Here is a 21,864-nt window from a genome sequence, read left to right as displayed (position 1 = left end):
CGAGGTACACGCCGGGCCGCTGCGACTTCCCCGCTTTCGAGCCCGCCTGCGCATCGGTAGCTTGGCCGACATGTATCGAACCGCGCTGGCCCGGAAGCACCGTCCCCGTCGCTTTGCCGACCTCGTCGGCCAGGATCACGTGGCGTCGACCCTGTCCACCGCCGTGGAATCGGAGCGGGTCGCACACGCGTACCTGTTCTGCGGACCGCGCGGAATCGGTAAGACCACGGCCGCCCGGGTCCTGGCGATGGCCCTCAACTGTCCGGACCGGGAGGGTGGGGAGCCGTGCGGTACGTGCGAATCCTGCGAGAGCATCTGGTCCGGCCGGACCTCCCTCGACGTGGTGGAGATCGACGCGGCGAGCAACCGCGGCGTCGACGATGCGAGGGACCTGAGGGAGCGCGCCATGTATGCGCCCTCGGACGAGAGCCGCTACAAAGTCTACATCATCGACGAAGCACACATGCTTACCCGGGAGGCATGGAACGCCCTCCTCAAGATCCTCGAGGAGCCGCCGCCCCGGGTCATCTTCGTCTTCGCGACCACTGAGCCGCAGAAGATCCGGCAGAGTGCTTCCCCCGTCCTTTCGCGGGTGCAGCGGTTCGACTTCCGGCGCGTATCGGTGACCGACCTGATGGAGCGCCTGAACCGGGTGCTCGAAGTCGAGGCAGTGACGGCAGGGCCGGAGGCCCTGCTGCCGATCGCACGCCGGGCCGAGGGCGGCGTCCGTGACGCCCTCTCCCTCCTCGACCAGGTCCTCTCGTTCAGCGGCGACACGGTGTCTCCCGACGACGTACGCCGAATGCTCGGGCTGGTCGAAGAAGAGCGGTACCTCGAGCTGCTGGAGATGATATCCGCCGGAGACCGGGCCGCCGTGTTTCCGTTCGTTCAGGCCCTGCTGGACGAGGGGTACGACCTGGCCGAATTCGTCCAGGGGCTCGGAGACACGCTCCGGGCGGTGCTCGCCCTCCGCCTGGATCCCGAGTCGGATCCGGCCGAGCTCAGTTCCGACTTTCGCCGGGCGCTGGCCGAGATCGGTGGCAGCTTCACGCCGGAGGATCTGTTGCGTCTCCTGGTGACCACGGCCGATTTCGAGTCCGCCGGCCGGTTTCGGCGCAGCGCGCAGCCCCGAATCCAGGTCGAGGTGCTCCTCCTGCGGCTCGTCAGCCTCGAGAGCCGGGTCGGTCTGGATGAGCTCCTAGCGCTCCTCGGATCTCCCGAAGAAGCGTCGAGTCCCGGGACGCCGCGGAAGGCCGGGCGTTCGAGGAAGAGCCCGCCGCCCGCGAGTCGGGCGAGCGAGAACCCTCCGCCCGATGGGTCCGCGGCCCCCGTGGTGAAGCCTGCCTCCCCGGCAGCAGAGTCTTCCTCCTCGGAGGAGCCAGTGCAGACCGAGGAAGCACCGGAAGAGGGGGCTGAGCCGTCGAGGTCGCCGACCCCGATGGACGTGCGGTCGGCCTGGTCGGAGGCGCTCGAGGCCGCTCGCGGTTCCGCGCCGGGGGGACGGTGGATCGGGCTTCGTGGCGCTACCGTCACCGGGTACTCGGACGGCGAGCTGGCTCTCGCGCTTCCCCCCGGCCTCGCCGGGGATCTGCGCGAGTACCTCGCCGACGTGCGCCGTTCGGCGCCGCTCCGCGCGGAGCTCGGGTCGCGACTCGGCATCGATCCGGCATCGCTCGGGTTTCGGATCGGTGACGGCGGGTCGAGCGGGCGGATCACGGCGGAGTCCGCGAGGGACCTGAAGCTGAAGAGGCTCGTGGAGACGGACCCCAGACTCCGCGAGGCGGTAGAAACACTGGATCTGAAACTCACCGAGGAGTGAGCCCCTTGGAAAACTTGAATCAACTGCAGCAATTAATGCAGCTCGGGCAGCAGATGCAGTCCCGCCTGGCGGAAGTTCAGGAGCGGCTGGAGCAGGAGACCTTCACGGCGGCCGCGGGCGGCGGGCTGGTCGAGGTGACGGCGGACGGAAAGGGCTCCGTTCGCGCGCTGCGGATCGATCCCTCGGCCGTGGACCCGGATGACCTGGAAATGCTGGAAGATCTGATCCTGGCGGCGATTGCCCAGGCGCAGGAGAAGGCGCGCAAGCAACTCGAGGCCGAGATGCGGCAGGCGACGGGCGGAATGCCTCTTCCCAACCTCGGCTCGCTGCTGGGCGGTTGAGTGTCGGCTATCGAGTCACTCATCGGCGAGTTCGGGCGACTCCCCGGGATCGGCAGGAAGACGGCCCAGCGCCTGACCTATCATCTGCTCAAGGCTCGACCTGAGGAAGCGCGGCGGCTTTCCGCTGCGATCGACCGGGTGCTGGCGGAGGTGAAGGCGTGTGGCGAGTGCGGGAACCTGAGCAGCGAAGCGCCTTGCGAGTTCTGCCGCAATTCGAGACGGGACGCCGCACAGATCTGCGTCGTGGAGGAGGCTTCCGACATCGCTGCGATCGAAGCGTCCGGACGCTACCGGGGGCGCTACCACGTCCTCGGGGGGCACCTGTCCCCCCTGGACGGAGTAGGACCGGACCAGTTGAACATCGCGCGGCTCATGGAGCGCTTGCGAGACGGTGTGAGCGAATTGATCATCGCCACCAATCCGAGCGTGGAGGGGGAAGCGACGGCAGCCTACCTGCACCGTTCCGCGCTGGGCGTCGCGGGGGTCCGGGTGACCCGTCTGGCACGGGGTCTGCCGGTAGGTGGTGACTTGGAATACGCGGACGGGGTGACTATTGCGGAGGCGTTCAGCGGACGCCGGGAGATGTGAATGTCGGATAAGGTGATCGTGGTTCGGGAGGAGTCCGCCACCTGGAAGGCCATGAAGTTCGTCGCCATCGGTCTGCTCGGCCTGGCGGCGATCGGGGGAGCCGGCGTTCTGCTGGCCCGTGATCAGATGGCGCGCCATCAGAGCGAGCTGTTCAGCCCGCATCCGTTGCGACGCCTGGCTGCCCTCGGCTATCTGCGAGCCCATCCCGATGTGGACAATGTGCTCCTGCTGAGGGACTACCTGGCTTGGGAAGAGCGGACGATGCTGCGGAAGCGGGCAGCCGCGGTCCTATCGGGAATGGAGGAGTATCTGGCGGCGGAGGAGAGCGTCGAGAGGGCCTGAACCCATGCCGACCACGGATCCGGTCACCGGCGAGGTGGGGTGCAAGGTCGTCTACTACGGGCCGGCCGCCAGCGGGAAGACGACCAACCTCAAGTACGTGTACGGACGGCTCGATCCCGCCGCCCGGGGCACACTCATCACGCCCACGGACGGCCCCGAGAGGACCCTGTTCTTCGACATGCTCCCTGTCGACATGGGCGTCGTTCGAGGCGTACAGACGAGGTTCCGAATCTACACGGTGCCCGGGCAGAAGCCGCAGCACGAGAGCCGCCGGCTGGTTCTGAGAGGTGTCGACGGTCTCGTGTTCGTGGCCGACAGCCACCCTCAGAGACTGGCCGCCAACCGCGAATCTCTCCTGGACCTGGAGCAGAATCTCGCCGAGTGGGGGCGCGACCTGTCCGATATCCCCATGGTCATCCAGTTCAACAAGCGCGACCTCGACGGGGCGACGCCGGTCGACGAGCTCGAGGCGGCGCTGAACCCTGCGGGCCGGAAGACCTTCGAAGCGGTGGCCATCCAGGGAACCGGCGTGCTGGAGTCTCTCACGGAGCTGTCCCGCATGGTCATCGAGGTCGTGGCCCGTGCCTGAGCGTACCTCCAACGATCTGAACCTCCCCAACGCGATCACGACGTTGAGGGTTCTGCTCGCCCCCGTCGTGACCGTGCTCCTGTTCGAATCGAGCGCCACGGTCCGACTCATTGCCTTCGGCGTGTTCCTCGTGGCTGCCCTCTCGGACCTCGTGGACGGCGCCCTCGCTCGCCGACGCGAAGAGATCACCGACTTCGGAAAGCTGGTCGATCCGCTGGCCGACAAGCTCCTGCTGGTCGCCACCCTGATTCCGTTCTTTCTTCTCACCCTGAGGGAGCCGGAGCTCGGGGGACTGCCGCTGTTCGGGGGTATTTCCCTGTGGGTCCTGATCGTGTTCTTCGGCAGGGAACTCCTGATCACCTGGCTTCGCACGGCGGCAGCCCGCCGTGGGATCATCGTGCCTGCGTCGACACTGGGGAAGAGGAAAGCCCTCGCCCAGAGCATCTTCATCGGTTCGATGATCCTGTGGCTGGCGTACCGAACGGCGGCGGTCGAACAGGGGTGGAGCGGCGGCCTCAACCGCTTCTGGAGAGGCCTCCACGGATGGTTCACGACGGTGAGCCTGATCGTGGCCCTGAGTCTGACCGTCATCTCTCTCGTCGTATACGTGGCCAACTTCCGCCGCGTGCTTCGCCGGAAGTCCGATTGACGGAGGGGAGTCGATCGGGAGGCCACGGTCCTGACTCGCAGGCTGTGGAAGCGACGGCCGTCGTCGAGCGGTTGCGCGGCTTGGGCGCCAGGGTGGCCGTCGCCGAGAGTTGCACGGGTGGCGGGCTGGGCCGGGACCTCACCGCGGTCCCGGGCGCTTCCGCGGTCTTCTGGGGCGGCGTCATCGCCTACGACAACGCCGCCAAGGTCGGCGTCCTCTCGGTTCCGCCCGATCTCATCCTTTCCCACGGCGCCGTGTCCGAAGAAGTCGGTCGGGCGATGGCCCGCGGCGTCCTGCAACTCTCTGGCGTCACCTGGAGCGTGGGGATCACCGGTGTCGCCGGCCCGGAAGGCGGCACGAGCGACAAGCCCGTCGGCACGGTCTGCATAGCCGTCGAGGGGCCGACTCCGCTGGCGCGGACCTTCCACTTTGCCGGGAACCGCGAGGAGGTGCGGCGCCAGGCGGTATGCGAGGCCCTCACGCTGCTCGAGACGGCGCTCACCGCGTCATGATCCGGGAGCACACCGGCTCGATCGACCGGGAGAAGGACGTCGCGTTGTTCTACCGGAGCCGGATGAGCGGAGACCCATCGTCAGGTCGCCTCCTTGCCGTTCACGGGCTCGGCGAGCACTCGGGGCGGCTCGAACCGCTGGCGACCTGTGTGGCGGCGACCGGGTGGGACTACCATGCTTTCGACCTCCGGGGACACGGCCGTTCCGGAGGGAAGCGCGGTCACGCTCCTTCCTTCGAGCGGCTCCTGGCGGACCTGGATCGGTTCCGACGTGTCGCGAGCGACGGGCGACCGGGACCGACCGTTCTGCTCGGACACTCGCTCGGGGCCCTGCTGGTTGGCCGGTACGTTCAGGAGTACGCCTTTCCCGACCTGTCAGGGGTGGTGCTGGCGGCGCCCTTCGTCCAGCTGGCGCTCCAGCCGCCGGCGTGGAAGTCGCGCCTCGGGGCGCTGGCGGATCGGGTCATTCCACGGCTCACTCTGGACAACGAGATCGACGTGGACATGTTGTTCCGAGACGAAGCCGAGGCACGGGAGTGGAAGCGGGACCCGCTGGTTCACCAGCGGATCAGCGCCCGGCTGTGGGGCGAGATGCGGCGGAACGCGGAGCTTCTGGTACGTCGGGCGCCTCAGGTTCGCACGCCCGTACTGGTCCAGCTCGCGGGCGAGGATCACGTCGTTCGAACCGAGGCCGGCCGAGCCCTGGCCACCCGGCTCGGCGGGCCGGTCGAGATCCGTGAGTACGGAGGGGCGTTCCACGACCTGTTCCACGATCCGTCGTCCGAACAGGCGCTTGCCGATCTGTCGGCGTGGCTGCGAGCCGTGACCGGTGCCGGAGGCGCGCAAAGCCGTGGAGATGTATAGTGTCGCCCTGCGGACCCGAACGCGGCATGGAACCATAGGAGGCGGACTTGAAGGGTCATAGAGGAGAGTCGAAGGAGGCGATGGGAGAGGACGTCGTCGCCGAGAATCCGGAGAATGGCGAGGTCGACGCGGGAGACGCGGGAGACGGTGAGACCGCGTCCGGGCCGGCCCCCGGTGCGCCGGCGGTGGAGCAGCCGGGCGAAGACGACGGGATCGACGTGGAGCGCGGGGAGACTCTGGATGACCCCGCCCAGAGACTGGCGGAAGAGCTGGAAGCCGTGAACGAGCGCCATCTGCGCCTGGCGGCCGAGTTCGAGAACTTCCGGAAGCGGACACAGCGGGAGCGCGCCGAGCTGTCCACGTTCGCACAGGCGGAGCTGGCGCGGCGTCTCCTTCCGACCCTCGACGACCTGGCCCGCGTCTCCCAGACTCCTCCCGAGACGACCACCGTCGAGGCTCTGGATGCCGGTCTGGACCTGATCCTCAAGAATCTCCGCAAGGAACTGGAGGAAGCCGGTCTGGCACGAATCGAGGCCCTCGGCGAGCGCTTCGATCCGGAGCTTCATCAGGCGTTGATGACAGCCGCAACCGATGAGCCCGAGCTCGACGACACCGTATCGCGCGTGTTCGTCGACGGCTACGTGTTCCGGGACCGTCTCGTCCGGCCGGCCCAGGTCGAGGTCCTCAGCTTCTCTCCTGAGGGCGACGGGTGATGGCGACGAGGACCAAGGACTACTACCGGGTGCTCGGCGTCGCCGAGAACGCCTCGGATGGCGAGATCAAGAAGGCGTACCGTTCGCTCGCGAAGAAGTACCATCCCGACGCGAATCCGGACAAACCGGAGGCTGGAGAGAAGTTCAAGGACATCTCGGAGGCCTATACCGTGCTCTCCGATGCCGACAGCCGACGGAAGTACGACCAGCTGAGGAAGTACGGAGGGCTCGGAGGGTTCCGGCGCGGGACCGGCCCTTCCCGGGGCGCGGGAACGGAGCCGGGTCGGAGCTTCCACTTCGAGGACCTGGGGGGGATCGGAGATATCTTCAGCACGATCTTCGACTTCGGCAAACGGTCGACGTCGGAGCGAGCGAAGGGCCCGGTGCGCGGGCACGATGTGGAGTACCTGGTCGAAGTCCCGTTCCGAACGTCCGTGCGCGGAGGGAAGGTGACGATCAACGTGCCCCTGTCGGAGGAGTGTGCCACCTGCGACGGCAGCGGCGCGGCTCCCGGCGCGGGGTCCGATCCGTGCGAGGAGTGCCAGGGAAGGGGAACGGTCACCTTCGGCCAGGGGACGTTCTCGGTACCGCGCCCGTGTCCGGCCTGCATGGGCAGGGGAGAGATCCCGCGGGAGATCTGCAGCGCGTGCGGCGGTCGCGGAGAGATTTCGACGCGCCGGCGCATCAGCGTCACCGTGCCGGCAGGGGTGTCGGATGGCTCGCGGCTCCGCATTCCGGGGCAGGGCGAGAGAGGTCCGGGTGGCGGCCGCCCCGGCGATCTGATCGTGAAGTTCAAGGTGCACGAGGATCCGTTCTTCACGCGGGACGGGCTCGACCTCGTCTGCGAAGTGCCGCTGAACGTCGCGCAGGCTCTGCTGGGATCTCGAGTCCGCGTTCGCACCGTCGACAACAAGAAGATCGTGCTCAAGATCCCGCCGGGCACTCAGACCGGGACGACCTTCCGGATCAAGGGACAGGGAGTGGAGAAGGGGGAACACCGTGGCGACCAGTTGATCCGGGTCGTCGTGGATGTGCCCGCAGATCTCACCGAGCAGGGGAGGGAGGCGGCGGAGCGGCTCGCGGAGGCGGAAGGCCTGCGCCACTGAGCTCTGGTCGGGCGGTAACCGGTGCTGCGGGTGAAGAGCGGTCGCGACCGCCTTACCGCCTCCCGGATCCGGAGATCACGCCTCCTCCGAGCACGAGGTCATCCCTGTACAGCACGGCGCTCTGCCCCGGCGTGATCGCATCCTGTGCGACCGGCAGCTCGAGCTCGAATGCACCCGGTCCCGCGCGCAACACGTTGGCCTCCACGATCGGCGCACCATGGCGGATGCGGACGCCCACGGCTTCTCCAGCCTCGGGGCGGTCGGCCAGCCAGTTCGCGGCCTCGGCGGAGAGTTTCGAGGCGGCGAGCCGCGACCTCGGACCGATGACGACCGCCCGAGCCTCCGGACGGATCTCCAGCACGAACATCGGCTCTTCGAAGCCTCCGGGAAGTCCCTTGCGCTGGCCGACGGTGAACCGGGCGTAGCCCGGATGCTCACCCGCCTCCCGCCCGTCCTCGAACACGATCGGGCCCGGCGAGAGAGCCGGGTGCTCGTTCCCCAGGTGTTCGCGGAGCACACCCGCATAGTCATCGTCCGGCACGAAACAGATCTCGAACGACTCGGGCTTGTCGGCCGTCAAGAGACCCAGCTCCCGGGCCACCTCTCGCACCTCCGGCTTCTCGAGGTCGCCGATCGGAAGAAGCAAGCGATCCAGCACGGCCCTCGGGATGCCCCACAGGAAGTACGTCTGGTCCTTGCGATCGTCTTCGGCCCTGCAGAGAGAGGCACCTTCGGAACGCCTCGCGATCCGGGCGTAGTGACCCGTAGCCACGTGTGTGCAGCCGAGCTCATCGGCCCGGCGGACGAGGTCCCGGAACTTCGTGAAGCTGTTGCATCGTACGCAGGGGATGGGCGTTCGTCCCGCCGCGTATTCCTGCACGAAGTCGCGGATCACGTCGTCGGTGAACTGCTTCTCCAGGTCGAATACGCGGTGCGGGATTCCGAGCGAAGCCGCCACGGAACGGGCGTCGGAAATGCCTTCGAGCCCGCAGCACTTCTGCGCCGGTCCCGCCGTGTCGGAATAGCAGAACGTCTTCATCGTCGCTCCGACGACCCGAAAGCCTCGGCGCGCGAGGATGGCGGCGGCCACGCTGGAGTCCACGCCACCGGACATCGCCACCAGCACCGAGGGGGAGCTCATGGCTTCCAGGCTCTCAGCCGGTCGGTCACTTCCGCCACGGCGGTGGCGGCCTCATCGACCTCGCTCTCGGTGGTAGAGGGGCCGAAGCTGAACCGGAGAACCGCGTAGTCGCCGTCCGTTCGGATACCCATGGCCGCGAGCACGTGGGAGCCCGTCACCGCTCCACTGGCACATGCGGATCCAGCGGAGAGTGCGATTCCTGCCAGGTCCAGCGAGGTGAGGAGCGCCCCCTGGTCACAACCCGGCACGCCCACGCTCAGCAGGTGGGGGAGTCGGTCCGGGGCGTTCTCCGCGTGAATCCGAAGGTCCCGCACGGACTCACGTAGCCGCTCCTCGAGCCGGTCCCGCATCGCTCTCCAGCGGTCCGCCGCCCCCGGTCGCTCCGACTCGGCGAGCCGGACCGCGGCCGCGAACCCGGCCGCCCCGACAGGGTTCTGCGTGCCCGGCCACAGAGACCTCTCCTGCGAACCGCCATACGCGAGCGGCTCGAGATCGATTCCGGTCCGGCAGATGAGCGCCCCGATGCCGACCGGTCCGCCCAGCTTGTGCGCGGTCACCGTGAGAAGGTCGGCCGGAACGATGTCGACGGAAACCGGGAGCTTGCCGAACGCCTGGACCGCGTCGGTATGAAAGGTCGCTCCATGCCGGTGCGCGATCTCGCACAGGTCGGCTACCGGCTGGACCGTACCGACTTCGCTGTTCGCCCACATCACCGACACGAGCGTCGGAAGATCGGGTCCGGAGGTCCCGGCCAGTCGGTCTGCCAGCGTGTCCGGGTCCAGCCGGCCGCTGTCATCGACCGGCAACGTCTCGACCGCGCACCCCTCGCGGGCGGCCTGTCGTGCGGCCTCCAGCACGGCCCTGTGTTCCACCGCCGATACGAGGATTCGGACCGCCCCACGCCGGGCCCGGGCGAACCCGAGCACGGCGAGGTTGTCCGACTGCGTGCCGCCTCCGGTGAAGATCAGCGCGGATCGGGTCGCGCCGAGAGACGCGGCGATGTCCCGCCTCGCGTCCTCGAGCGTGGCCGTGGCCCGACCGCCGGCCGAATGAACGGAGGCGGGATTGTAGTCGGCTCTGCCCACCACTTCGGCCATCGCGGCCCAGGCTTCCGGACGAAGAGGACAGGTGGCGGCGTGATCCAGATAGATCATGGACTTCGGCGTCTCAGATCGAGCTCACGCCGAGCGACGTGACATCGTCGATCTCCACCGTCTCTTCGGTGAAGAAGGGCTCCCCGAAGGCCCTCCGGATCAGGCTCCCGTAGTGCCTCGACTGCGTCTCGACCAGCTCGTAGAAGGGCTGTCCGGTCGGAAACGCCTCCCCGGCCCGGATCGCATCGTCGAACTGCGAGCGGTAGGCTCGAATGGCCTCCATCTTCCGGGCGAACTGGTGCGTGATGTCGACGACGAACGTCGGCTTGGGGGCGTCTTCCCGGAATGCGAGGGCGTACAGGATCTTGCGGGGTCGGTGGGGCGGTCCGGCACCGAACCGGGCCAGGCCCGACAGAAAGCAGGCATCCCGGCATACCTCCGCGGCCACGCGATGGTCCGGGTGCCGGCCGCGGAGGAACGGGAGGATCACGACGCGAGGCTGAAGTTCCCTCAGGATCACCACGAGCCGCTCGCGCGTCTCGCGGTCGTTCGAGATCCCGGCATCCGGGAGTCCGGCATTGAGGCGAAGGTCGACACCCAGCGCCGCGCGAGCCGCCTCGGCCTCCGCCGCCCGCAGCTCGGGCGTTCCCTTCGTTCCCGTCTCGCCCCGGGTCAGGTCGAGGATGGCCGTCCGGTGTCCCCGGTCCACCGCCCGGGCGAGGGTGCCGCCACAGAGCAACTCGGCGTCGTCCGGGTGCGGCCCGACGGCCAGCACGTCGACCGGTGGGGTCTTCATTTCCTTCCTTTCGCTCGAGCTCGCGGACGACCGGGACCTTCCGCTTCACTCATAGCGAAGCGCTTCGACCGGGTCCAGCCCGGCCCCCCGCGCCGCCGGATAGAGGCCGAAGCCGATGCCGGTGAGAATCGAGGCGAGGAGGGCGACCGCGATCGACCACAGCGGCACCGAGGCCGGAACCGGCGTCAGCGAGGATACGGCCCACACCACGAGTCCGCCGAGGGCCATGCCGATCGCTCCGCCGAGCAGCGTGAGCGTGGCGGCCTCGACCAGAAACTGCCACAGGAGATCACGCCTTCGCGCTCCGAGCGACTTGCGAAGGCCGATCTCGCGCGTCCGCTCCGTCACGGAGATCATCATGATCCCGATGACACCGATGCCGCCGACGAGGAGCCCCACGCCCGACAGAGCCACCATGACGGCGAAGAAGACACCGGTGAGGCGGTTCCAGAAGTCCAGCACCTGGTCCTGCGTAATGAGGTGGAAGTTGTCTTCCTGAGAGGGATCCAGGCCCCGCAGCTGCCGCATCCGGCTCCGGACGGCTTCGAGGGCGACGTCGAGCTCCACTCCCTCGTGCGGCTTCACGACGAAGTACACCATGCGGTCCCAGACGCGCACGTACTTCATCACGGAGGCGAAGGGTGCGAACACGTAGTGGGTCTTCAGGCCGGCGAACAGGTTGTCCGGCGGCCGGTAGACGCCGACCGCCTCGAAAGGGGTCTCCCGCCGCCCCGGGCGGCCGATGTTGAAGCGCTTGCCCAGCGGGTCGAGCCCGTCGAACAGGTCGGCCGCGACGGCGGAGTCGATGACCGCGACCGCGCGGCGACGGTTCTCCTCCGTCGCCGTGAAGAAGCGCCCATCCACGAGGTCCCCGCCGTCCATGTCCATGTAGTCCGCGTCGACCCCGTACAGCGAGATCCGGACGTCGGCATCCCGGTTTCGAGCGTGGTATCCCCAGTCCGATACGTCCACTCCGGGCGCCACCTGGCGAATCGGTGCGAGGCGCGCGAGCTCCCGGGCCCACTCGATCTGGAGCGGGGGATTCCGCATGAACTCGTTCTCCTCTTCTTCGAGTCCCGTGGAAATCCCGCCTCCACCGACCGGCGCGTGAAACACGTAGAAGGTGGTGGGACCGGCCGAGGCGATCACGTCCCGGAAGCTGGAGTTGAGCCCCTGGACCATCGCCGCCATGACGAGCACGACCAGAACGCCGATGGTCACGCCGAGGATGGTGAGTCCGCTCCGAACCTTGTTCGCCCGGAGGGAATCGAACGCCACGACCAGGCCCTCCCGAAGGGTGGCCCAGAAGCCCATGCCGCCCCCGCGCCTACTCATAACGCAGAGCCACGATCGGATCCTGCTTCGCTGCGCGCCACGCCGGGTAGATCCCCGAGCCGATCCCGACGATCAACCCGAGGACGAGAGACACCACGATGGCCCACATCGGGATCGAGGCGGGCAGCGGCGAGAGGGCGTCCACGGCCTTTCCGAGGCCGATGCCGAAGCCGATGCCCACCGCCGCTCCGGCCACCGAGAGGGTGGAAGACTCGGCCAGGAACTGGAACAGGATGTCGCGCCGCCGCGCTCCGAGCGCCTTTCGGACGCCGATCTCCCGGATCCGCCCCGCCACGGAGAGCAGCATGATGTTCATGATCACGATCCCGCCGACCACGAGCGAGATCGAGACCAGACCGGGAAGGGCCGCGAACAGGATGCGGTTGATGGTCTCCCAGGCGCCGAGGAGGTCACTGGACGTCTGCAGCCAGAAGTTGTTCTCCTGGCCGGGGCGGAGCTTCCGGTCCCGCCGGAGCGCCGCCTCGACGGCAAGCATGGCCGATTCCATCTCCTCGATCGAGTGCGACTTGACGGTGATCTCGTTGATGCGGTTCCTCTGCCACGCCATCGTCTGCCGGAAGGTCGAGATCGGCACGAGCACCGAGGCGTCCCGGATCACTCCGAGAAGCCCACCCTGGCGCTCCCAGACCCCCACGACCTCGAGCCTCGTGGAGCCAAGGCGGATCCGCTTTCCGATCGGGTCGACCTCGGGGAACAACCGCTCGGCGATGTCGGCTCCGAGGACGGCCACCTTGAGCGACTTCCTCTCGTCCAGTGGCGAGAGGCTGCGTCCTCGCTCCACCTCCCAGCCCTGGAGCGCCTCGTAGCCGGACGAACCCCCGATCACCCGAATGTTCCGCCGGGTGTTCTCCTCGTACGAAACCTGGTTGAACCCCCGGTCCACGCTGTACGCGAACCGCCAGGCATCGGGTACCGCGCGACGGACCACCTCGACGTCGTGCATGGTGAGGTAGGGGTTGCGAGCCTGCCGCCTCCGCTGCTCGCGGCTGTCCGCGCCGGTCTGCACCTGGTTCCGCCGCACGACCGAAAAGGTGTTCACGCCGAAGATCGCACCTGCGAAGTCATCCTGGACGTATCGGTTCACGCCCTCGACCACCGTGATCACGGCGATGAGGAAGGTGATGCCGATGATCACGCCGATCAGCGTGAACACCGACTTCATCTTGTGGGCCCAGATCTGCTGCAGGGCGATCCGGATGCCTTCCAGGATTCTCAAGCTCGTTCCTCCCCTGCGAGTCAGGCCGGCTGCGGGCGGGTGGCGCGAGGCGCGTCGTGCGACTCGATCTGACCATCCCGGAGCGTGATCACTCGCTGGGCGTGCGCCGTGATGTGCGGCTCGTGCGTGACCATGATGATGGTCTGCCCGGCCGCGTGGAGTCCGTCGAACACCCCCATGATCTCCTCGGAGGTGACGGAGTCCAAGTTGCCGGTCGGCTCGTCGGCCAGGATGATCGAAGGCCCGTTGACGAGAGCCCGCGCGATGGCCACGCGCTGTCTCTGCCCTCCGGACAGCTCGTTCGGCTTGTGATCCATCCGGTCGGCCAGGTCGACCTGCTCGAGCGCGGCCTTCGCCCGTTCGATGCGCTTTCGGGCGGACACACCGGCGTAAATCAGGGGAAGCTCCACGTTGTGCAGAGCACTGGCGCGCGGGAGAAGGTTGAAGGTCTGGAACACGAAGCCGATCTCCCGATTCCGGATCCGGGCCAGCTCATCATCGTCCAGGTCCTGCACGGGCTGGCCGTTGAGCACGTACTCCCCGGAGGTGGGTGTGTCCAGGCAGCCGATCAGGTTCATGAGGGTGGACTTGCCGGATCCGGACGGGCCCATGATCGCGATGTACTCGTTGCGCCGGATGTTGACGCTCACACCGCGCAAGGCGCGCACCGTCTGGGTTCCCATCACGTAGTGCTTCTTGAGATCGTGCGTCCGGATCACGATGTCATCAGTCGCGGTCATCTATCGATCCTCGCTGTCTTCGGTCCCGCCGGGACCGGTCTGGGTCTCGTGCCTCTCGACCTGCACGATCGCACCGTCTTCCAGCTCGCGGATGGCCTGGTAGGTGCCCGAGACCACCGTCTCGCCCTCTTCAAGACCCGACAGGACCTCGAAGTAGTTGTCTCCCGCGATGCCGACTTCCACCGGACGGAATCGCACGCGATCGCCGTCCAGCACATATACGCCCTCGATCGGTTCCCCGTCGGAGTCCTGCCCGGTCACGGAATCCCCGGCGCCGGCGTCTTCCTCCTCGACCTGTTCGCTCTCCGTGGGTATCCGCTCGAATTCGCTGGGGTCCATGAGGGTCAGGGCGATGATCGGGATCGCGAGCACATCGGGACGCACCGCCGTGACCACGTCGGCGGTCGCCGACAGATCGGTTCGCAGATCCACGCCCGGATTCTCGAGCGTGATGCGTACCTCGAAGTCGATGGCCTGCTCCGAGCTGGATTGCATCTGGCTCCGGGGCCGGATCGAGCTGTTGCCGATCTTGGTCACCGTGCCGTAGAACTCCCGTCCGCGGAACGCGTCGATCGAGACGATCGCCGAGTCCCCGATCGCGATCTCGGGCACATCCGTCTCGTCGACCTCGACGACGGCCTCCATCACCGACAGATCCGCGATCGTGAGCAGGAGGCTGCCCGGGTTGTTCATCGTCCCCACCACGGCGGTCTCGCCGCGCTCGACGTTGAGGCGCGTGACCCGGCCGCTCATCGGGGCTTCGATCACCGTCTTCGAGAGGTTGTCTCGAGCTTCGCGAAGGCTCGCTTCCGCCATGTCGACGGCGTGACGCGCCGATTCCCACAGGGCGCGCTGCACGTCCGCCTGTGTCCTCGCCTGCTCGAATTCGGTGTCCGTGATCATCCCCTCGGCCGCTTCATTCAACTGCCGGATGCGGTCCCAGTCCCGCTGCGCCTGCTCCGAGTTCCCGCGGGCCTGCGCCTCCCGGGCTCTCGCTTCCGCCAGCGCGGCCTCGGCGCGGTCGACGGCGGCCTCGAAGCGGGCCGGGTCGATCACGAGAAGCAGCTGGCCCTCTTCGACGTCGTCGCCCTCTTCGACGGTGAGCTCGACGATGCGTCCCGACACGTCGGCGCTGATGTCGACCGAGGTCTTGGGCTCCACGTGGCCCGTCGCCGTCACACGGGCCACCAGGTCCTTTCGAGTCACATCTTCGACCCGGACCGAAACGGCATCATTCCCCCCCCGGCCGAGCGACGCGATGACGATCGCCAGCACGACCACAGCGCCGACTCCGATCGCGATCTTACGCTTTCGAGACATATGTCTATCCTTGACAACTGATTGCAGACTCCGCCCCAACCCGCTCGCCGTACGCGGAAAAGGGGCCGTCGGTTTCACCGCCGGCCCGCTGATGGGAACACTCGAAACTGCGGGTCTGTTGATCCCGGTGCGTTCAGTCCATCGAGGTACGGATCGCGGCCCACCTCCGGTCCGGGTTGGCGACCCGGGTGATCCGACCCTCCGCCGTCGAGATCCAGAGGAGGGTCGTTTCCTCCCCGAGTCGGAGCTCGAAGCGGGTCGCCGCGACCCGGGCGTCGCCTACGGTCACGGTGTCGCGCGACAGGCCGGCGACCCGCATCGGAAGCATTCGGCCTTCCGACGGCACCAGGACCTCGACGTCCAGGGTTCTCGGCTCTGCCGCGGCCCGCAGCCGCGCGGCCAGGTCGTAGTAGAGATGGGCGATCTCTCTCTCCAGCACGAGAAGCCTCTCCGCCGCCTGGAACTCGGTGACCCGCTCTCCCTCCGGCGAGGCCACGGTGACCCTCAGGCGACTGCCCGTCCGGTTCACCACCACGTGGAGCGGCGGTCCCTCGCGGGTATGCAGCTCGTAGCGCAGCAGTCTGCCGCGTCCATCGAAACGGGCGCCCACTTCGAGCGACTGGAGGGCGTCGGGCCCTCCCTCCCGGGTGATCCGTCCGACGGCGATCACGTCCTCACCCCGGCGCCGCACCGCGAACGTCTCGGTTCCCGCGAACGACCCGGCGACGAAGTGCTCGAAAGTGCCTCCGTCCAGCTGCTGGTATTCCTGCGCTCCCCCGGGCGTGACGCTCACCGGAACGAGCAGGGCGCCGAGCCAGGCCACCCTCCACCGCCTCCCGGCTCGCCTACGCATCGAGGCGCCTCGAGATGTAATCCACCAGGTACTCGTAGATCCTCCGGCCGTTCTCCCGGGTGGCCAGCGTGGGCTGGCCCACGACTCCCGGAGATCCGGGAAGCGGAACCGGCTCGTCTCGGACCGCCGAACGCCCGTTGCCCACGTCGTCGTCGGCGATCCGGTCCTCCCGGACCCGATCGGGAGCGAGGTAAAGCAGGATCGCCGTGTCCATCTCGCCCGCATGCTCCGGAAGACTCCGGCCCTCGAGGAATGCGCTCAGATCGATCGCGTGAATGTCCACCGCCCGCACCCGCACGACGTCCGCCACGACCGAGGCCATGGCCTGGATGTGGGGGCCGTACCCGTGCGAGGTCATCAGCACGATCTCCTCGAGTCCCTGCCGTTCCCAGGAGTTCACGAGTTCGTTCAGGACCCGGTGCAGCGTCTTCCTCTCGAGGGCCGCGGTTCCCGCGTAGGATTGCTCCATGTCCGAGCTCACGCCGTACGGGAGGGTCGGGGCGACCAGGATACCCGTTCGCTGCGAGACGGCGTCGGCCAGGCGGTTCACCACGAGCGTGTCCGCCCCGAGCGGGAGATGCGGGCCGTGCTGAAGACAGGTGCCGACCGGGAGCAGAAGGCGTGGATCCCGCCGGAACCAGTCGGCGGCCTCCTGCCACGTGAGGCGATCCAGGCGTGCGTCAGTGGTCGGTTCCATATCGGCAATGTAAGCTAGACGGCCGGTGGGGGAACGGGGTCCCTGAGACGTACGAGGTCGGAATGGAATCGGTTTGGCACGGCAAGGTGGTTCTCCTGACGGGCGCCTCCCGGGGCATCGGCAGGGAGATGGCGATTCGGCTCGCGGAGGACGGGGCCCGCGTGGTCCTGATGGCGCGCGGCCGGACGGAGCTCGAGGAGGTCGCGGCCCGGTGCGAAGCCTCGCGCGGCGAAACGCTCGTGGTGCCCGGCGATGTCGGCGTGGAGGCGGACTGCCAGCGGGCCGTGCGGAGAGCCGTGTCGGTCTTCGGAGGCCTGGACGCGCTCATCGCCAACGCCGGTCTGTCGATGCTGTCGACGTTCGAGGAACTGTCCGGTGTGGAGCCTCTCGAACGGGTGATGCGGGTCAACTACCTGGGAACCGTCTACTGCGCTCACCATGCGCTCCCGCACTTGATCTCGGCGCGCGGGCGCATCGTCGGTGTGGCCAGCCTCACCGCCCTGAACGGCGTCCCGACCCGCACGGGATATGCGGCCTCCAAACACGCCATGCGGGGATTCCTCGATTCCCTCCGGATCGAACTCCGTCGCCACGGGATCAGCGTGACCGTCGCCTATCCGGGGTTCGTCGACACCGGGATCCGTGAACGAGCGGTCGGGGAGGGCTCCGGACGCGCGGCGGGCCGGGCGATGACCGCAGGGGAGTGCGCGCAGCGGATCCTGTCTGCCTCGGCGCGCCGGCGCCGCGAGGAGGTGATGACGGTGAAGGGGCGAGCCGGCCGGTGGCTCAAGCTCGTGGCACCCGCGTTGGTGGACCGGATCGCCGCCTCGGCGGTCGGCTTCCCCTACCCGGACGAGGGCTCGGAGCGCGCTTCCGCGAGGTAGCCCGCGGCCACCCCGCCCACGACGAGTGCCAGCCCGACCCAGCCGGCGGCGGTGAGCCCCTGGCTGAACAGTAGGAGGGCCAGCAGGGCCGCGACGCACGGCTCGATGGTGGCGGCGACGGCCGCCGGGGCCGCCTCGATCCGCTTCAGCGCTGCGAAGAAGAGGAAGTTGGCGCCGAGCACGGCTCCGAGCGCCAGCAGGGCGACATAGGCCCAGGCGCTTCCCGTCGACGGGAGTGCAGGGGACTGACCGATGGCGGGAAGAAACGCGGCGAGGATCGCGGTGCCCCCCGCCAGCTCCAGGAAGAGGACCCGGCTGGAGCCGTAGCGGGGAACGGCCCAGCGTGCGATGAGCGTCGTGCCGGCATAGGCCACGGCGGCGCCGACGCCCCCGAAGAGGCCGATGGCCAGATCGGTCTGGCGGCTCGCAAAGCCGATGCCGGCCCCCTCGCCCCCTCGCACGGTCAAAGTCACGCCCACGAGAACGACGAGGGCGAGAGCCACCCGCACGGTCGTGAGCTTCTCGCCGAGCAGCCAGTGTGCCAGAACGGCCACGATCAGCGGCGCCGTATACAGAAGGGTAGCTGCTCCGGCCACGCCGACGCCCGCGATCGCGTACTGGTATCCCACTTCGAACAGAGCGACGAGCGCGCCCCCGCCGAGACCGACCAGCAGCAGGCCTCGACGATCGATTCGCAGAAGCTCACGCCGGGCCAGCCCCACCACGAGTAGCCCTGCGGTGGCCAGGGCGATGCGCCAGAACCCGATTCCCGTGAGCGCGGCCCCCTGCGCGTACAGCGCGGTGCTCAGCGGTCCCGTCGTGCCCCACAGCGTGCCCGCGCCGACGGCTGCCGAGTAGCCCAGAATCGTGGCGGTCCGGGGCGCCATGCCTCGGGCACCCACGACCTTCCCTTCCATGGCTTCTCCGTTCGAGTTCGAATTCATGGCACCCGCCCGACCCTCGAGCGCGCGGCGAAGATAGGTGTCCCCCCGGTCCCTCCGACAGCCGATTGCCGTCCGGCGACCTTGGTGAGACGTTGGATGCCCGTACGGCGTGGACGGCGATCCGCCCGCCCGGGTGCGAGCCGCCGCGTACCTCGAAGTCGCAGGAGAACGACATGACCGAGCCTCGATTCGCTTCGCTGGACTGGACGCCGGTGTCCGATGCCGAGTCGAGACGAAGGGCCCGCGCTTTCGTCGAAACCGCGTCCCGCCGGCGTTCCGTCCGGCACTTTTCCGACCGACCGGTGGCGACCGAGGTCATCGCCGACTGCATCCGTGCCGCAGGTACGGCCCCGAGCGGTGCGCACCGCCAGCCGTGGCGTTTCGTGGCCGTTTCCGATCCGGGCACCAAGGCCCGGATCCGGCGTGCCGCCGAGCTGGAGGAGGCCGAGTTCTACGAGCACCGGGCCCCGGATGACTGGCTGGAGGCCCTCGAACCGCTCGGAACGGACGCCGAGAAGCCGTTTCTCGAGGTCGCGCCGTGGCTCATCGTAATCTTCGCCGAGAGCTACGGAGTGAACGAGAACGGAGAGCGGGTGAAGAACTACTACGTTCAGGAATCGGTCGGGATCGCCACGGGCATCCTGATCTCGGCGCTTCACTCGGCCGGGCTCGGCACTCTCACGCACACCCCGAGCCCGATGAGGTTCCTCAACGAGATCCTCGACCGCCCGGAGCGTGAGCGACCGTACCTGATCCTCGTCGTGGGTCATCCGGCAGAGGACGCCCGCGTGCCGCGCCTGGAGCGAAAGCGGCTCGATCAGATCGCAGACTTCGTCTGAGGTCATCAGGCCGGACAGGCCAGGCCGCGGCCTCGCCCCTCCCGGGCTCCTTGAAGACCGGTTGATCCACCGGGCCTATCCTCACGCATGGTCCAGACGTGTCATACCGCCGCTCTGCGCGGCCTCGAGGCGATCCCGGTTCGGGTCGAGGTGGCGACGCGACGGGGTACTCCGATGATCGGAATCGTCGGCCTCGCCCCCTCGGCCGCGCGCGACTGCCGGGAACGGTTCCGCACCGCCGCTGCCCAGCTGGGTCTTCGCGTGCCGGGTTTGAGGATCACCGTGAACCTGGCACCGGCCGACGTGCGCAAGGACGGAGCGTCCTTCGACCTGCCCGTCGCGGTGGCCGTGCTCGCCGGCGCCGGACACGTTCCCGGAACCCGACTCCGGCGGTGGGGCTTCGTCGGAGAGCTGGGGCTCGACGGGACCCTCAGACCGATACGCGGCGCGCTGCCGATCGCGCTTCGCTTCAGCCGTCTGGACGGCATCGACGGACTGATCGTTCCGGAGGCCAACCTCGAGGAGACCCGACCGGCTCGGGATCTGAAGGTCTTCGGAGCCGGCAGCCTCGCCGAGGTCGTGCGCTTCCTGTGCGGTGAAATGGAGCTGACGGGCCCGCGGGGTGACCGCGGGGCGGAGAGCACGGCTCCGAGGAGAATCGAGCACGACTTCGCCGACGTGTGCGGCCAGGCACCGGCCAAGCGCGCGATGGAGATCGCTGCCGCCGGAGGTCATCATATCCTCCTCCGGGGGTCTCCGGGGGTCGGGAAGTCGCTGCTCGCCCGAGCGCTGGCGACCATCCTGCCGCCGCTCGACCGGTCCGAGGCTCTCGAGGCCACGGCGGTTCACAGCGTGGCCGGACAGCTCCCCTCCGGGAGCGGACTGCTCCGCACGCGACCGTTCCGAGCGCCTCACCACACGGTCACCGTGGCGGGGCTGGTCGGAGGAGGCGTTCCCGCACGTCCGGGAGAAGTTTCACTCGCCCACCGGGGGGTTCTGTTTCTCGACGAACTCGTCGAGTTTCGTCGTTCCGCCCTCGACGCGCTGCGCCAGCCCCTGGAAGAGGGGATCGTGCGGATCACTCGCGGGGGAGAAAGGGTCACCTATCCGGCTCGACTCCTCCTCGTCGGCGCCATGAATCCCTGTCCCTGCGGCCGCCTTCTGGCCAGCGACCGTTCGTGCGAATGTGATCCGGAGCGGGTGCGTCGCCACGCCGGCCGGGTCGGCGGCCCGCTGCTCGACCGCATCGACCTGCACGTGGATGTGCCCGATGTGGAATGGAGTACGCTCCGACGGGGCCCGGGGCCTCCCGAGAGCCGCCGCATGCGTGACCGGGTCGTGGCGGCGCGTGCCCGGTCGATCCGGCGCGGTGGCCCGGGCTTCGTCAACGCGTCCCTGACACCGAGGGCGCTCGGCGAACATTGCCGGCTCGAGGCGGCGGCGGACGCGGTGCTTCGTCGGGGCGCAGAGCGCTTCCGTCTCAGCGCACGGGCCTGTCACCGTGTACTGCGTGTGTCCCGGACCATCTCCGATCTGGCGGGTGCGGCACGGGTCGAGGTCGCGCACGTGACCGAAGCGCTGCAGTACCGGTCCCGGGCACCGTAGCCGACCGCCGATCCGGCGCGGGTCGTCCGCGGTCCGCTCTCCGCGGTTCCTCAGGGGAAGTCGGGGACCTCGGGTGCGGGGAGACCGGGGGCCAGCCCGGGTGCCGCATCGCCGCGGCCCACGGCGAGGAAGTTCCGGAGCAGGGCATGTCCGTGTTCCGTCAGGACCGCCTCGGGATGAAACTGGACGCCCCACATGGGCAGCGAGCGGTGCCGTATGCCCATCAACACCGGGTCCCCGGAACTCCAGGCGCACGGAAGGAGGTCGGCCGGCAGCGAGGACGGATCGAGCGCCAGCGAGTGATACCGCGTGACCCGCATCGGCGTGGGCAGGCCCCCGAACACACCCGAGCCATCGTGTGCGATCGTCGACACCTTTCCGTGCACCGGCTCCACCCGGATCACCCGGGCGCCGAAGGCCGCACCGATGCACTGGTGACCCAGGCATACGCCGAGCAGGGGCACGTCCGATCCACAGGCGCGAACGAGATCGACGGCCATGCCGGCTTCGTCCGGCGAACAGGGGCCGGGGGAGATGACGACGTGCGTCGGCTTGAGTTGCAGGAGCTCGAGGGGTTTCATGGCGTCGTTGCGCACCACCTCGACTCCCTCACCGAGCATCCGGAGATAGCGGGCCAGGTTGTGGCCGAACGAGTCGTAGTTGTCGAGGAGCACGATCACGAGCCCACCTCGCTCACCGCACCGAGCAGGCCGCGCGCCTTGTCCAACGTCTCCCGGTACTCGGCGGTCGGGTCCGAGTCCGCGACCACGCCTCCACCGGCGTGAAAGGTGATGCGATCACCGTCCACGACGAGAATCCGGATCGACACGCTCGTATCCATGTCGCCCCCGAATCCG

General features: G+C 68.4%; 25 protein-coding genes. 13 read left to right on the top strand and 12 right to left on the bottom strand.

The genetic code is table 11. The features are described from left to right. The first annotated feature begins 70 nt into the window (after window positions 1–70). The 10 genes from dnaX to dnaJ are packed head-to-tail and all read left to right on the top strand — an operon-like array spanning window position 71 to window position 7,522. Window positions 71–1,819, top strand: coding sequence for a DNA polymerase III subunit gamma/tau (gene dnaX / locus AC36XV_RS07875; RefSeq protein WP_492203134.1), 1,749 nt, complete (start codon window positions 71–73; stop codon window positions 1,817–1,819). Between the two features lie 5 nt (window positions 1,820–1,824). After that, window positions 1,825–2,160 carry a YbaB/EbfC family nucleoid-associated protein gene (locus AC36XV_RS07870; RefSeq protein WP_492203133.1) on the top strand — a complete coding sequence of 112 codons (336 nt, stop codon included), beginning with the start codon at window positions 1,825–1,827 and terminating at the stop codon, window positions 2,158–2,160. Further along, the gene (recR, locus tag AC36XV_RS07865) at window positions 2,161–2,748 is read left to right on the top strand and encodes a recombination mediator RecR (protein WP_492203132.1); all 588 of its coding nucleotides are present in this window, start codon (window positions 2,161–2,163) and stop codon (window positions 2,746–2,748) included. After that, window positions 2,749–3,090 carry a hypothetical protein gene (locus tag AC36XV_RS07860; protein ID WP_492203131.1) on the top strand — a complete coding sequence of 114 codons (342 nt, stop codon included), beginning with the start codon at window positions 2,749–2,751 and terminating at the stop codon, window positions 3,088–3,090. Window positions 3,091–3,094: 4 nt separating this feature from the next. Beyond that, entirely contained in the window at window positions 3,095–3,679 is a 585-nt protein-coding gene (locus AC36XV_RS07855) for a GTP-binding protein (RefSeq protein ID WP_492203130.1), read from the top strand. After that, entirely contained in the window at window positions 3,672–4,328 is a 657-nt protein-coding gene (locus tag AC36XV_RS07850) for a CDP-alcohol phosphatidyltransferase family protein (RefSeq protein ID WP_492203129.1), read from the top strand. Before AC36XV_RS07855 ends, AC36XV_RS07850 begins: the two co-directional genes overlap by 8 nt. Then, a complete protein-coding gene (locus AC36XV_RS07845) occupies window positions 4,325–4,840 on the top strand; it encodes a CinA family protein (protein ID WP_492203128.1) in 516 nt (171 codons plus the stop codon). Before AC36XV_RS07850 ends, AC36XV_RS07845 begins: the two co-directional genes overlap by 4 nt. Next, on the top strand, window positions 4,837–5,703 hold the full coding sequence (locus AC36XV_RS07840; protein WP_492203127.1) for an alpha/beta hydrolase: 867 nt from the start codon (window positions 4,837–4,839) through the stop codon (window positions 5,701–5,703). Before AC36XV_RS07845 ends, AC36XV_RS07840 begins: the two co-directional genes overlap by 4 nt. A gap of 47 nt (window positions 5,704–5,750) precedes the next feature. Then, the gene (locus tag AC36XV_RS07835) at window positions 5,751–6,416 is read left to right on the top strand and encodes a nucleotide exchange factor GrpE (RefSeq protein ID WP_492203126.1); all 666 of its coding nucleotides are present in this window, start codon (window positions 5,751–5,753) and stop codon (window positions 6,414–6,416) included. Continuing rightward, window positions 6,416–7,522 carry a molecular chaperone DnaJ gene (gene dnaJ / locus AC36XV_RS07830; RefSeq protein ID WP_492203125.1) on the top strand — a complete coding sequence of 369 codons (1,107 nt, stop codon included), beginning with the start codon at window positions 6,416–6,418 and terminating at the stop codon, window positions 7,520–7,522. The genes AC36XV_RS07835 and dnaJ overlap by 1 nt, the downstream gene beginning before the upstream one ends. A 52-nt stretch (window positions 7,523–7,574) precedes the next feature. Here dnaJ and mnmA read toward each other — a convergent pair whose 3' ends face one another. The 9 genes from mnmA to AC36XV_RS07785 form a co-directional block, all read right to left on the bottom strand. Continuing rightward, entirely contained in the window at window positions 7,575–8,663 is a 1,089-nt protein-coding gene (gene mnmA / locus AC36XV_RS07825) for a tRNA 2-thiouridine(34) synthase MnmA (protein ID WP_492203124.1), read from the bottom strand. Continuing rightward, window positions 8,660–9,817: a cysteine desulfurase family protein gene (locus tag AC36XV_RS07820; protein ID WP_492203123.1), complete on the bottom strand. Its 1,158-nt coding sequence runs from the start codon at window positions 9,815–9,817 to the stop codon at window positions 8,660–8,662. Before AC36XV_RS07820 ends, mnmA begins: the two co-directional genes overlap by 4 nt. A gap of 13 nt (window positions 9,818–9,830) precedes the next feature. Next, a complete protein-coding gene (gene bshB1, locus AC36XV_RS07815; protein ID WP_492203122.1) occupies window positions 9,831–10,553 on the bottom strand; it encodes a bacillithiol biosynthesis deacetylase BshB1 in 723 nt (240 codons plus the stop codon). Between the two features lie 45 nt (window positions 10,554–10,598). Beyond that, entirely contained in the window at window positions 10,599–11,888 is a 1,290-nt protein-coding gene (locus tag AC36XV_RS07810) for an ABC transporter permease (protein ID WP_492203121.1), read from the bottom strand. Further along, the gene (locus AC36XV_RS07805) at window positions 11,881–13,125 is read right to left on the bottom strand and encodes an ABC transporter permease (protein WP_492203120.1); all 1,245 of its coding nucleotides are present in this window, start codon (window positions 13,123–13,125) and stop codon (window positions 11,881–11,883) included. The genes AC36XV_RS07810 and AC36XV_RS07805 overlap by 8 nt, the downstream gene beginning before the upstream one ends. A 20-nt stretch (window positions 13,126–13,145) precedes the next feature. Further along, window positions 13,146–13,865 carry an ABC transporter ATP-binding protein gene (locus tag AC36XV_RS07800; RefSeq protein WP_492203119.1) on the bottom strand — a complete coding sequence of 240 codons (720 nt, stop codon included), beginning with the start codon at window positions 13,863–13,865 and terminating at the stop codon, window positions 13,146–13,148. Further along, window positions 13,866–15,185 (bottom strand): efflux RND transporter periplasmic adaptor subunit, encoded by a 1,320-nt coding sequence (locus AC36XV_RS07795; RefSeq protein ID WP_492203118.1) that lies wholly within the window; start codon window positions 15,183–15,185, stop codon window positions 13,866–13,868. A gap of 133 nt (window positions 15,186–15,318) precedes the next feature. Next, on the bottom strand, window positions 15,319–16,038 hold the full coding sequence (locus tag AC36XV_RS07790) for a hypothetical protein (protein ID WP_492203117.1): 720 nt from the start codon (window positions 16,036–16,038) through the stop codon (window positions 15,319–15,321). Continuing rightward, window positions 16,031–16,735, bottom strand: a complete 705-nt coding sequence (locus tag AC36XV_RS07785; RefSeq protein ID WP_492203116.1) for a creatininase family protein — start codon at window positions 16,733–16,735, stop codon at window positions 16,031–16,033. The genes AC36XV_RS07790 and AC36XV_RS07785 overlap by 8 nt, the downstream gene beginning before the upstream one ends. Before the next feature lie 62 nt (window positions 16,736–16,797). Between AC36XV_RS07785 and AC36XV_RS07780 the strand changes: the two genes are divergently transcribed. Then, complete coding sequence (locus tag AC36XV_RS07780) at window positions 16,798–17,619, top strand: SDR family oxidoreductase (protein ID WP_492203115.1); 822 nt, start codon at window positions 16,798–16,800, stop codon at window positions 17,617–17,619. Here the strand turns inward: AC36XV_RS07780 and AC36XV_RS07775 are convergent. Further along, the gene (locus tag AC36XV_RS07775; protein WP_492203114.1) at window positions 17,580–18,563 is read right to left on the bottom strand and encodes a DMT family transporter; all 984 of its coding nucleotides are present in this window, start codon (window positions 18,561–18,563) and stop codon (window positions 17,580–17,582) included. The genes AC36XV_RS07780 and AC36XV_RS07775 overlap by 40 nt on opposite strands. A 173-nt stretch (window positions 18,564–18,736) precedes the next feature. Here AC36XV_RS07775 and AC36XV_RS07770 point away from each other — a divergent pair, with 173 nt between their 5' ends. Beyond that, complete coding sequence (locus AC36XV_RS07770; RefSeq protein ID WP_492203113.1) at window positions 18,737–19,402, top strand: nitroreductase family protein; 666 nt, start codon at window positions 18,737–18,739, stop codon at window positions 19,400–19,402. An 87-nt stretch (window positions 19,403–19,489) separates the two neighbouring features. Beyond that, window positions 19,490–21,007 carry a YifB family Mg chelatase-like AAA ATPase gene (locus AC36XV_RS07765; RefSeq protein WP_492203112.1) on the top strand — a complete coding sequence of 506 codons (1,518 nt, stop codon included), beginning with the start codon at window positions 19,490–19,492 and terminating at the stop codon, window positions 21,005–21,007. A 50-nt stretch (window positions 21,008–21,057) separates the two neighbouring features. Here AC36XV_RS07765 and AC36XV_RS07760 read toward each other — a convergent pair whose 3' ends face one another. Further along, window positions 21,058–21,687: an anthranilate synthase component II gene (locus AC36XV_RS07760; protein WP_492203111.1), complete on the bottom strand. Its 630-nt coding sequence runs from the start codon at window positions 21,685–21,687 to the stop codon at window positions 21,058–21,060. Continuing rightward, window positions 21,684–21,864: chorismate-binding protein (locus AC36XV_RS07755; RefSeq protein WP_492203110.1), on the bottom strand; the 181-nt coding region annotated here is incomplete at its 5' end. The genes AC36XV_RS07760 and AC36XV_RS07755, both read right to left, overlap by 4 nt.

Source organism: Candidatus Benthicola sp. (genome assembly GCF_058719085.1).
Note: the sequence above shows the minus strand (reverse complement) of the source record. Positions and strands in the feature narration are given on the sequence as shown.

Coding starts and splice junctions, on each gene's coding strand:
- dnaX (WP_492203134.1), top strand. CDS start 71: ATGTATCGAACCGCGCTGGCCCGGAAGCACCGTCCCCGTCGCTTTGCC.
- AC36XV_RS07860 (WP_492203131.1), top strand. CDS start 2,749: ATGTCGGATAAGGTGATCGTGGTTCGGGAGGAGTCCGCCACCTGGAAG.
- AC36XV_RS07855 (WP_492203130.1), top strand. CDS start 3,095: ATGCCGACCACGGATCCGGTCACCGGCGAGGTGGGGTGCAAGGTCGTC.
- AC36XV_RS07840 (WP_492203127.1), top strand. CDS start 4,837: ATGATCCGGGAGCACACCGGCTCGATCGACCGGGAGAAGGACGTCGCG.
- dnaJ (WP_492203125.1), top strand. CDS start 6,416: ATGGCGACGAGGACCAAGGACTACTACCGGGTGCTCGGCGTCGCCGAG.
- mnmA (WP_492203124.1), bottom strand. CDS start 8,663: ATGAGCTCCCCCTCGGTGCTGGTGGCGATGTCCGGTGGCGTGGACTCC.
- AC36XV_RS07820 (WP_492203123.1), bottom strand. CDS start 9,817: ATGATCTATCTGGATCACGCCGCCACCTGTCCTCTTCGTCCGGAAGCC.
- bshB1 (WP_492203122.1), bottom strand. CDS start 10,553: ATGAAGACCCCACCGGTCGACGTGCTGGCCGTCGGGCCGCACCCGGAC.
- AC36XV_RS07810 (WP_492203121.1), bottom strand. CDS start 11,888: ATGAGTAGGCGCGGGGGCGGCATGGGCTTCTGGGCCACCCTTCGGGAG.
- AC36XV_RS07800 (WP_492203119.1), bottom strand. CDS start 13,865: ATGACCGCGACTGATGACATCGTGATCCGGACGCACGATCTCAAGAAG.
- AC36XV_RS07795 (WP_492203118.1), bottom strand. CDS start 15,185: ATGTCTCGAAAGCGTAAGATCGCGATCGGAGTCGGCGCTGTGGTCGTG.
- AC36XV_RS07790 (WP_492203117.1), bottom strand. CDS start 16,038: ATGCGTAGGCGAGCCGGGAGGCGGTGGAGGGTGGCCTGGCTCGGCGCC.
- AC36XV_RS07785 (WP_492203116.1), bottom strand. CDS start 16,735: ATGGAACCGACCACTGACGCACGCCTGGATCGCCTCACGTGGCAGGAG.
- AC36XV_RS07780 (WP_492203115.1), top strand. CDS start 16,798: ATGGAATCGGTTTGGCACGGCAAGGTGGTTCTCCTGACGGGCGCCTCC.
- AC36XV_RS07775 (WP_492203114.1), bottom strand. CDS start 18,563: ATGAATTCGAACTCGAACGGAGAAGCCATGGAAGGGAAGGTCGTGGGT.
- AC36XV_RS07770 (WP_492203113.1), top strand. CDS start 18,737: ATGACCGAGCCTCGATTCGCTTCGCTGGACTGGACGCCGGTGTCCGAT.
- AC36XV_RS07765 (WP_492203112.1), top strand. CDS start 19,490: ATGGTCCAGACGTGTCATACCGCCGCTCTGCGCGGCCTCGAGGCGATC.